Origin of the sequence: Nocardia carnea (genome assembly GCF_029868855.1) — a bacterium.
Taxonomy (GTDB): Bacteria; Actinomycetota; Actinomycetes; order Mycobacteriales; family Mycobacteriaceae; genus Nocardia; species Nocardia carnea_A.
The window spans coordinates 1-9,400 of the sequence record NZ_JARWOV010000006.1 but is presented as its reverse complement, the minus strand read 5'-3'; the positions used below and the strand labels follow the sequence as shown (position 1 = coordinate 9,400).

9 protein-coding genes are annotated in these 9,400 nt (G+C 69.5%); 4 read left to right on the top strand and 5 right to left on the bottom strand.

Features of this window, described 5'->3' with window-relative positions; genetic code table 11:
* Positions 1-111: 111 nt before the first annotated feature.
* Positions 112-1,242: a galactose-1-phosphate uridylyltransferase gene (gene galT / locus QH195_RS00130; protein ID WP_280433853.1), complete on the bottom strand. Its 1,131-nt coding sequence runs from the start codon at positions 1,240-1,242 to the stop codon at positions 112-114.
* Positions 1,243-1,387: 145 nt separating this feature from the next.
* Here galT and QH195_RS00125 point away from each other — a divergent pair, with 145 nt between their 5' ends.
* A complete protein-coding gene (locus tag QH195_RS00125; protein ID WP_280421169.1) occupies positions 1,388-2,017 on the top strand; it encodes an NUDIX hydrolase in 630 nt (209 codons plus the stop codon).
* Positions 2,018-2,044: 27 nt separating this feature from the next.
* On the opposite strand, the gene QH195_RS00120 is transcribed toward QH195_RS00125, so the two are convergent.
* Entirely contained in the window at positions 2,045-2,875 is an 831-nt protein-coding gene (locus tag QH195_RS00120) for an SDR family NAD(P)-dependent oxidoreductase (protein ID WP_280433852.1), read from the bottom strand.
* Positions 2,876-2,983: 108 nt separating this feature from the next.
* Here QH195_RS00120 and QH195_RS00115 point away from each other — a divergent pair, with 108 nt between their 5' ends.
* Both QH195_RS00115 and QH195_RS00110 read left to right on the top strand, forming a co-directional pair.
* Positions 2,984-3,583, top strand: a complete 600-nt coding sequence (locus QH195_RS00115; RefSeq protein ID WP_280433851.1) for a TetR/AcrR family transcriptional regulator — start codon at positions 2,984-2,986, stop codon at positions 3,581-3,583.
* Positions 3,584-3,657: 74 nt separating this feature from the next.
* Complete coding sequence (locus tag QH195_RS00110; RefSeq protein ID WP_280433850.1) at positions 3,658-4,473, top strand: putative protein N(5)-glutamine methyltransferase; 816 nt, start codon at positions 3,658-3,660, stop codon at positions 4,471-4,473.
* Here QH195_RS00110 and QH195_RS00105 read toward each other — a convergent pair.
* Positions 4,457-5,284, bottom strand: coding sequence for an SDR family NAD(P)-dependent oxidoreductase (locus QH195_RS00105; protein ID WP_280433849.1), 828 nt, complete (start codon positions 5,282-5,284; stop codon positions 4,457-4,459). The genes QH195_RS00110 and QH195_RS00105 overlap by 17 nt on opposite strands.
* Positions 5,285-5,344: 60 nt before the next feature.
* Positions 5,345-6,916: a succinic semialdehyde dehydrogenase gene (locus QH195_RS00100; protein WP_280433848.1), complete on the bottom strand. Its 1,572-nt coding sequence runs from the start codon at positions 6,914-6,916 to the stop codon at positions 5,345-5,347.
* A 182-nt stretch (positions 6,917-7,098) separates the two neighbouring features.
* On the opposite strand from QH195_RS00100, the gene QH195_RS00095 reads away from it, so the two are divergent.
* Complete coding sequence (locus QH195_RS00095; RefSeq protein WP_280433847.1) at positions 7,099-7,884, top strand: TetR/AcrR family transcriptional regulator; 786 nt, start codon at positions 7,099-7,101, stop codon at positions 7,882-7,884.
* On the opposite strand, the gene recD is transcribed toward QH195_RS00095, so the two are convergent.
* Positions 7,872-9,400: exodeoxyribonuclease V subunit alpha (gene recD, locus QH195_RS00090; protein ID WP_280433846.1), on the bottom strand; the 1,529-nt coding region annotated here is incomplete at its 5' end. The genes QH195_RS00095 and recD overlap by 13 nt on opposite strands.

Below are 9,400 nucleotides of genomic sequence, written 5' to 3'. Positions count from 1 at the left end.
TACCAGGAAACCTGAATTCCAGCCGGTGTGCCACCGGCAACGCGTGCACGTCGGTGGCCGTGTGTCGCGAGTTGCTGGCCGGTGTGGTCGGGTCCGGGCGTGATCCGCTGATCAGGAGCCACCGCGGAGGCGGCGCTCGTGCTGCGCGCCCCCCCCCGCCTCCTCCGGGACGATATCGGCGACGAAAGCACCCATCGCCGCCTCGGACCCGGCCAGATATTTGATCTTGTCCACACCGCGCCGGATCGAGGTCAGCTGTAGATGCAGCCGCACCGTGTCGCGCCCGGTGTGTACCGGCGCCTGATGCCAGGCGGCGATATAGGGCGTCGGGTCCTCGTAGAGGGTGTCGATTCCCCGGAGCAACCGCAGGTAGAGCGTTACCAGTTCGTCCCGCTCCGCATCGTTGGCCGCCGCGAGATCGGGAATATGCCGGTGCGGCAGCAGATGCACTTCGATGGGCCACCGCGCCGCGAACGGGACGAACGCCGTCCAGTTCTCCCCCGCCAGCACGACCCGGTCGCCCGCGCGTTCGGTGTCCAGAATGCGCTGGAACAGATCGGGCCCGAGCCGGCGCACGGACTCGAGCACCCGGGTCGTCCGCGGCGTGATGTAAGGGTAGCCGTAGATCTGGCCGTGCGGATGCGGCAGCGTGACGCCGATCGCCTTCCCGCGATTCTCGAACACGAAAACCTGCTCGATCCCCGGCAGCGCCGACAGGACCGCGGTGCGGTCGGCCCATGCCTCGATCACGGTGCGGGCGCGGCTCGGGGTGAGATCGCCGAAGGATCCTTCGTGCTCGGGACTGAAACAGACCACCTCACAGCGCCCGACCGCCACGCGCTCCCGGCCGAACCCGAGCTCGGTGATATCGGCGAGACCCCCCGGTGCGGCGACCACACCCGTGCCGTCGCCGGGTAGTGCGGGACCGAAGGACGGCGAACGGTTCTCGAAAACCGCCACATCGTAGAGATCCGGGATCTCCGACGGGTTGTCCGGTGTCTGCGGGGCCAGCGGGTCGCGGTCGGCCGGGGGGAGCACCACCCGGCTCTGCCGGGCAGCGGCGATCGAGATCCACTCCCCGGTCAATACGTCCTGGCGCATAGTCGCCGTCGGCGGCCGGGGTTCGAGCGCCCGGCTGTCGATACGGCGTTCGGGGCCGAGCCGGGTATCGGCGTCGTCGTAGTAGATGAGCTCCCGGCCGTCGGCCAGGGTCGCACTGCGCTTCACGATACGGGTCGGCACGCCTTCACGATAACCAGCCGAATCGGCCGCCCGCCCGATCTGCACGACCGGCGGGTCCCGGCCGTGGCGTGCCGACGACACCGGGCTGCTGTTCGACGGCACCGGACCCATGGGTCGCGGGACCCGGATACGGCAGTATGGGGCCGTGGACCAATCGGCGGTATCGGTGGATGTCGTGGCGTTGCGGTTCTGGGCCGCGGACGCCGCGGTCACGTTCGGCGTCGCACCACGCGGCCACGAACCGTTCACGGGCCGGCTCGCACTCCCGGGGGTGCTGCTGGGCCGGGGAGAACGCCTGTCCGATGCCGCGGCCCGTGCCCTGCACGCCAAACTCGGTGTCCCGGCCGCCGCTCTCGGACCGGTCGGTCAGCTGGTGACCTTCGACGCACCGAATCGGGATCCGCGCGGACCCACCCTGTCCGTCGTCATGTGGGCGGTGACCGAACCGCACGCGGGGCCCGCGCAGTGGGTTTCGTTCGACGAACCACCGGACCTGGCCTTCGACCACAACAGCATCGTGCCCGCCGCGCGCGGCCTGTTGTCGGGGTTGCTGTGGAAGGACCTGCCACTCACCCGCGCCCTGCTGGGAGAACAGTTCCCGGCCACCCGCGCCGTCGACCTCGCCGCCTCACTCCTGGGCGCCCGGCCGGACGCGGCCAACCTCAACCGCACCCTGGCCGGAATCCCGGGCCTGGTGAAAACCGAGGAGCGGCGCCGCACCAGAGCCACCGGCCGCCCGGCGGCGGTCTGGGCGTTCCGCGACCCGCAACAGTGACCGGTGCGCCCCCGTGCGCAAACCCGGTCAGCCCGGAGCCGAGCGGCTCAGCTGCTCCCACTCCTGACGCACGCGGGCCCGGTCCCGGTCCATCGCCTGAACCAGGTCGTAGGACTGGCCGCCCACGATGAGCTCCCGGGGCGGATCCGGCTCGTCCACCAGCCGCATGATCGTCGTCGCGGCGGTGGCCGGATCGGGTCCGGCCTCCTCACCCCACATCTCGGCCATCTCCGCCCGGAGCGCGGCGTACTCCGGAAGGGGATCGGTCGCCGTGGTGCCGGTGGTGAACAGACCGGTGTCGTAACCACCCATCTGCAGGCTGGTGACCTTGATTCCGAACGCCGCCACCTCCATCGCCAGCGCCTGGCCGAACGAGTCGAGGGCCGCCTTTCCCGCACCGTAGAACCCGACGGATGCCATTCCGCCACCGCTGCCCATCGAGCTCACCTGCAGGATCCGGCCGCCGCCCTGGGCGCGCAGCCGGGGAACGACCGCTTGCGAAACCCATACGGCGCCGAAGAAATTGACCTCGAAATGGGCGCGGATCTGCTCCTCGGTGGCTTCTTCCACCATGCCGTACAGCATCCCGCCCGCGTTGTTGACCACGATATCCACGCGGCCGAAGGCGGCGAAGGCCCGCTCGACCCCGGCGAATACGGCGCGGCGATCGGAGACGTCCAGCGAGAACCGGACGAGGGCGCCTGGATGGGTGGCGCTCAGATCGTCCAGCGGTTCGGTATTGCGGGCCACCGCGACAACCTGATCTCCCGCGGCCAGTGCCGCTTCCGTGAACGCCCGGCCCAGACCGCGCGTAGCACCGGTGATGAACCAGGTTCGTGTGGTTGTCACGATATCCATCCTCCCTACACGAGACGGACCGTCTCGTTTCATGCCACCGAGTATGCGACCATGGAGCACGGAAGTCAAACGAACCGTCTCGTCTCGTTGGATTGCTACCCTGTCCGCATGACCACCGACCGCACTCCTGATCGCTCCAGGCGCAGCGAACGATCCCGGCAGGCCATCCTCACCGCAACCCGGACACTGATCGCCGAATCGGGATACGCGAAGGTTTCCATCGAGGCGATCGCGGCCCGGGCGGGCGTCGGGAAACAGACGATCTACCGGTGGTGGCCGTCGAAGGGTGCGGTCATCTTCGATTCCTTCCTGGCACTCAGCGAATCCACCGACGGCGGCGGTATCGAACTTCCGGATACCGGCGATCTCGCCGCCGACCTGAAACTCGTGCTGCGTGCCACCGCCGCCGAATTCGCCGATCCCGATTTCGAGCGGCCCATCAGGGCACTCAATGCCGAGCTCGTCAACGATCCGGAACTCGCCGCGCGGTACCGTGAAACACTGGCGCACCCGGTCGACGAAGCCAAGAAGGCGCGGCTGCGCAGCGCTCAGGAAGCGGGGCAACTCGACCCGGGCGCGGATCTCGACCTCGTTCTGGAGATGCTCTACGCACCACTTTTCCAACGGTGGCTGCTGCGCACCGGGCCGCTCGACGACGAGTATGCCGACGCGCTGGTCGAGAACACGCTGCGCGCTTTCCGCCCCTGATGCAAGACGATCCCCGGCCGCGGCACGCGCGATAAACCGGTGCGCCGGGCCGGTACACCCGACAGACTGTGCCCATGCCCGCTTTCGATATCGAGGCCGTCACGAGGCAGCTCCGCGCCGCGGGATGTGTTTTCGCCGAGGACGAGGCGCGGCTGCTGGTGCACAGCGCCCGGTCCGCCGGCGAGCTGGCCGGGCTGGTGGCGCGGCGGGTCGCCGGGAACCCGCTGGAGTACGTTCTCGGCTGGGCCGAATTCAAAGGGTTGCAGGTTGGGGTACGGGCCGGTGTTTTCGTCCCGCGTCGGCGCTCGGCGCTGCTGGTGGACGAGGCGCTCACCCTCGCGCGGGCCCACCCGCCGCGGACGGTGGTGGACCTGTGCTGCGGTTCGGGCGCACTGGGTTTGGCCCTCGTCACCGGCCTTTCCGGCCACCCGGGTCCGCTGCCGGACCTGTACGCCGCCGATATCGACCCGGTGGCGGTCGACTGCGCCCGCGCCAACCTCGCGGGTATAGGTGGGCAGGTCTACCAGGGCGATCTCTTCGATGCGCTCCCCGCGCGACTCCGCGGGCGGATCGATATCCTGCTGGCGAACACCCCCTACGTACCGTCGGAGTTCCTCGCGCGGATGCCGCCGGAAGCCCGCGACCACGAACCCGCGGCCGCCCTCGACGGCGGACCGGACGGACTGCACCTCGCCCGCCGCACGGCCGCCGCCGCACCCGCCTGGCTGGCGCCCGGCGGGTGTCTGCTGATCGAGATCGGCGCGGATCAGGTCCCCGCCGCCACCGCACTCCTGGCCGGCAACGGTTTCCGGGCACGGATCGCCCGGGCCGCCGAACTCGGCGCCACCGTAGCGATCGGTCTGCCGGCGACCGCTACTTCCGGCCCTTGAACTCGTCCATCGAGTGATACACCCCGACGGTGTTCAGGAACAGATCACGCAGTTTCAGCGGGAGTACCCCGGAGAGGACTTTATTGAGGCGGGAGGTCCACGGCATGATTACCACGGGCGTGCCCTTCTTCATCTCGGCCCACGCGGTCGCCACCACCTTGTGCTGGTCGAGGATCGGGGTGAACCAGAAACCCGTGGCACCCTCGAACATTCCCGTATTGATGTAGGTCGGGCAGACGGTGGTGACCTTGACGTGGTCGTGACCGGCCTGGCCCAGCTCGATACGCACCGAATCCGACCAGCCCAGCGCGGCCCATTTCGACGCGGCGTAGACGCTCATCCGCGGGTTGTGCACCAGACCTGCCGAGGAAGCGATGGTGAGCACGCGGGCCTCGGTGGTGCCGGCGACCATGGCCGGCAGGAATTCGAGGGTCACATACATCGGGGCCAGGGCGTTGATGGCCATGGTCCGGTCGATATCGTCGCGGTCCTTCGTCTCCCAGAAGTAGGTGTTTCCGCGCACGATTCCGGCATTGTTCACCAGTACGTCGATACCACCCACATCCACCCGCACCGATTCGGCGGCGGCCGCGACGGCGTCGCGATCGGAGATATCGACGGTGTAGGTGTGGATCGCGCCGGAGGCCGCGGTGAGTTCGGCCGCGGTGGCGCGTAGCGCGGGTTCGTTGACATCCCAGAGGACCACCGCGGCGGCGCCTTCGCGTACCGCCTGTTCGGCGAAAAGTTTGCCCAGGCCCATGGCGGCACCGGTGATCAGCACCTTCTTACCGGCCACGGTGTCCAGTTTCATCGATTCGGATCCTTTGTCATCGCAGAAAATTCGGGGGTAACGGCCGGTTCCGGGCCGGGCCTATTTCTGGCGCAGAGTTTTCATGACCCGGAAATACAGTGTCATGGTTTTCGCCCACATCGCCTCCGACATCCCCGGCGGCGGCGCGATCGGCAGCACGCGCTGGACCGCGATGGTCTGGGTGTCGACGTACTTCAGCAGGCCCTCGGGACCGTGCCGGCGGCCGGTACCGGAAATTCCCACACCGCCGGAGGGTGCGTCCGCGCTCCCCCAGGCCGCGATGAAACCCTCGTTCACATTGACCGAGCCGGCGTTGATGCGGGCCGCGAACTTGCGACCCCGGGCGGCACTGCGCGACCACACACTGGCGTTCAGACCGTACGGGGTGTCGTTGGCCTGGGTGACCGCCTCGTCGTCGCTGGCGACCTTGTACACCGAGACGACAGGACCGAAGGTTTCCTCCCGGTACACCGTCATCTCGGCGGTGACACCGGTGAGCACGGTGGGCTCGTAGAAGTAGGGCCCGAGGTCGGGCCGGTGCACGCCGCCGGCCAGCACGGTGGCGCCCTTGGCCACCGCGTCGTCGACATGGGCGCGGACGGTATCGAGCTGGCGCGGGAAGGTCAGCGAACCCATATCGGTCGAGTAGTCCAACGGGGCGCCCAGCTTCAATCCTTTCACCGCCGGGACGAATTCGCCGATGAACCGGTCGTAGACCGATTCGTGCACATAGATGCGCTCCATCGATTCGCACAGCTGCCCGGCCGAGGCGAAACTCGCCCGCACGGCGGTCTTGGCGGCGGCCACCGGATCGGCGTCGGAGAGCACGAGCAGCGGATTCTTCCCGCCCAGTTCGAGTGAGCAGCCGATCAACCGTTCGCCCGCCTGGCGGCCGATGGTCCGGCCGGTGGCGCTGGAACCGGTGTAGTCGACATAGTCGGCGCGGTCGATCACCTCGCCGCCGATCACCGAACCGCGGCCGAGCACGATCTGCCACAGTCCTTCGGGCAGCCCGGCCCGGACGGCCACGTCGACCGCCCACAGCGCGGTGAGCGCGGTCTGGTTGTCCGGGCGGCCGACCACCGCGTTACCGGCGACCAGGGCCGGCAGCGCATCCGAAACCGCCAGTGCCAGCGGGTAGTTCCACGGCGAGATCACCGCGACCACCCCTTTGGGCCGCTGCCGCACCTGCACATCGGTGAGCACCGGCAGCACTCCGCGCGGATTGCGGCGGGCGAGCAGTTTCGGGGCGGTGGCGGCGTAGTAGCGGGAATTCACCGCGACATCGCCGACCTCGTCGAAGGCGTGCACCCGGGACTTCCCGGTTTCGGTCTGCACGATATCGAGGACGGTGTCCTGTTCGGCCAGCACCAGATCGTGGAAGCGGCGCAGTACCGCGGCCCGTTCCCGGACCGGGACCTGCGCCCAGTGCCGCTGAGCCGCACGAGCCCGCTCGAAAGCGTTCTCGATATCGCCGACCGACGATTGCGGCAGGTCGGCGATCGGCTCGCCGGTGACCGGTGCGTGCACCGTGACGGCGGGCGCACCGCCGGCCGCGGCCCGGGCCAGCAGCCGTTCGACCAGGTCCGGGGTGAGTGCGCCGGTGGCGGCGGGACGCTGGGCGGTCGTCATCGTCGGCATTCTCCTGGGGCGAGGGCGTGCCGCGATCGGGCTGTCCGCGGCACGGATGATTAATTGAACAGTGGTGTTAATGTAATGCTCGTGCGGTGTGAAGTGTCAAGAGGCACGGTGCGGACAACAGCCGGGTGCCGGTGCCGGCTGTGGGATCTCACAGCTCACCGGGACGGTCCCCCATGAGCACCCCGGAGCCGGACCGCGCCGGCGAGTCCCCAGTGGGTGCCACCGGGTCACCGCACCGCCCGGACACCGGGCCGGCGCCACGGCGCGGCCGACCGCCGCAGACCCGGGCCCAGGCCGAACAGGTCCGCGCCCGGATCGTCGAGGCCACCGCCGAGGTATTCACCCGTGCCGGTTCCCGCGGACTGAGCGTCGCCCAGATCATCGATCAGGCCGGTCTTTCGCGGCCCACGTTCTATCGCTATTTCGCCAACGCCACCGAACCGCTGCATGTGCTGCTGGAGGTATCGAACGCGGAATTGGTCGGTGCGATAGCGACCGCGCTCGCGGCGACCGACGAGGGTGTGGAACTCGGTATCCGGCTGATCGACGCCTACCTGGACTGGGCCCGTGGGCACGGCGCGATGCTGCGGCCGCTGTTCGCCGAACTGCACGATCCGGCCTCCCCGGTCTCGGCGTACCGCAATGCCGCGCTCGACGGAATCCGGGAGAACGTGCGCGCCAGGTTCACGGAACTGGGTCGCACAGTGCCCGGACCGTTGGATCTCGACGCGGCCCTGCACGTCTGCGAGTACCTGGTGTACCGGATCTCGGCCGCCTCCGAACCCGGCGCCGAACCCGACCCGGCCACGGTCGCCGACGCCCGGCTCACGATGATCCGGGTGGTGCTGGTGACGCTGGGCAATACCGCCGATTTCCGGTACGCCATGGGGCTGCCCGGGCTGTTCCCCGCCGCGCCGGACAACACCGCCGGTGCCGTCGCTGCGGGTCAGGACAGTTGATCGGTCTGGTCGAGGCTGAGACCGCTGGCGCGCAGTACATGCCGGTCGATCGCGGCCCGGATGGCTTCCTCGGTACCCAGGATGCGCACATGGCGCCGGGCGCGAGTGATGGCGGTGTACAGGAGTTCCCGGGTCAGCAGGCTCGATCCGGGCTCCGGTAGGACGATGGTCACCGCATCGTATTGACTGCCCTGACTGCGGTGGATCGTCATGGCGAAAACCGTGACCACGGCCGGGAACCGGGTGGGATGGATCAGCAGCGGTTCCTCGCCCCGCTGCAGTGCCACCCGCAGCGACCCGTCCGGACGGCGGACGACCACACCGGTATCGCCGTTGTAGATCCGCGCCTCGTGATCGTTGGCCGTCACCAGCAGCGGTTGCCCGGGATACCAGGTGCCGTTGCGATGTTCGGGGCCCGCGCCCGCCGCGGCGGCCCATTCTGCCGCCGTCCGGTCCCAGTGCTCCACCCCGTACGGGCCGCGACGGTGAGCGCAGAGCAGGCGATGCGATTCGAACGCGGCCAGCGCCGCGGCCGCATCCCCGGCCTCGGCCGCAGCGGTGACCCGATGGGCGGTGGTGCCGATATCGGCCTGGACGGCGGCGATATCGTCGGGATCGAGTAGTTCGAGCGTATCGCCCCCGGACCGCAGTAGTTCCAGCGCTGCCTCGGTATCCCCGGCGCGAACCGCCACCGCCAGATCGGCGATCCGGCCGCCGAACCGGCGCCCGCGGGTGAGCCGGACGATGCCGCCACGCAACCGTTCACGCTCCGATTCGGTGAGCGCCTCGACGCCTTCCGAAGCCCCGGCCGGCGTGGACGCACCGGAGAATCCGTGGTCGGCGGCGAGAATCGTCTCGAAGGCAGGATCGGCCTCACCCGGGAACGGCGCGGCCACCAGATCCGCGAGCACCGCTCCCGCGTCCACCGAGGCGAGCTGGTCCGGGTCTCCGGCAAGGACGAGCCGGGTATCCGGACGCAGCGCGGCGAGCAGCCGGCTCATCATGGTCAGCGACACCATGGAGGTCTCGTCCACGACAACCACGTCATAGGGCAGACCATTGTGTTCGTGATAGCGGAACCGGGTGGTGCGACCGCGCTGCCAGCCCAGCAGGCGGTGCAGTGTCGCCGCGGAGAGTTCCGGGAGGCCGAGCGGTCCGGCCTGGTCACGAACGGCCTCCTGCAACCGGGCGGCCGCCTTACCGGTGGGCGCGGCCAGCGCGATCCGTAGCGGCGTGCCGTCGGATTCGGCGGCGCGGTGCGCGACCAGCAGCGCGAGGATCCGGGCGATGGTATGCGTTTTCCCGGTACCGGGTCCACCGGCGACGACGGTGGTCCACTGGGTGGCGGCCAGGGCCGCGGCGAGACGCTGCCGGTCGGGAGTATCGCCCGACGGGCCGAAGAGCCGATCGAGTTCGCGGCACACCACGGCGGGGTCGGGGGGGCGGGGGGCCGCCCCCCCCCCCGGGGGCCCCGCGGGGGGGGGTGGTTTGTTGGCGGTGTTGGGGGGGCGGATTT

What these genes read in the sequence shown, in the direction of transcription:
- QH195_RS00120 (WP_280433852.1), bottom strand. Translation starts at nt 2,875, where the DNA reads ATGGATATCGTGACAACCACACGAACCTGGTTCATCACCGGTGCTACG.
- QH195_RS00115 (WP_280433851.1), top strand. Translation starts at nt 2,984, where the DNA reads ATGACCACCGACCGCACTCCTGATCGCTCCAGGCGCAGCGAACGATCC.
- QH195_RS00110 (WP_280433850.1), top strand. Translation starts at nt 3,658, where the DNA reads ATGCCCGCTTTCGATATCGAGGCCGTCACGAGGCAGCTCCGCGCCGCG.
- QH195_RS00105 (WP_280433849.1), bottom strand. Translation starts at nt 5,284, where the DNA reads ATGAAACTGGACACCGTGGCCGGTAAGAAGGTGCTGATCACCGGTGCC.
- QH195_RS00100 (WP_280433848.1), bottom strand. Translation starts at nt 6,916, where the DNA reads ATGACGACCGCCCAGCGTCCCGCCGCCACCGGCGCACTCACCCCGGAC.
- QH195_RS00095 (WP_280433847.1), top strand. Translation starts at nt 7,099, where the DNA reads ATGAGCACCCCGGAGCCGGACCGCGCCGGCGAGTCCCCAGTGGGTGCC.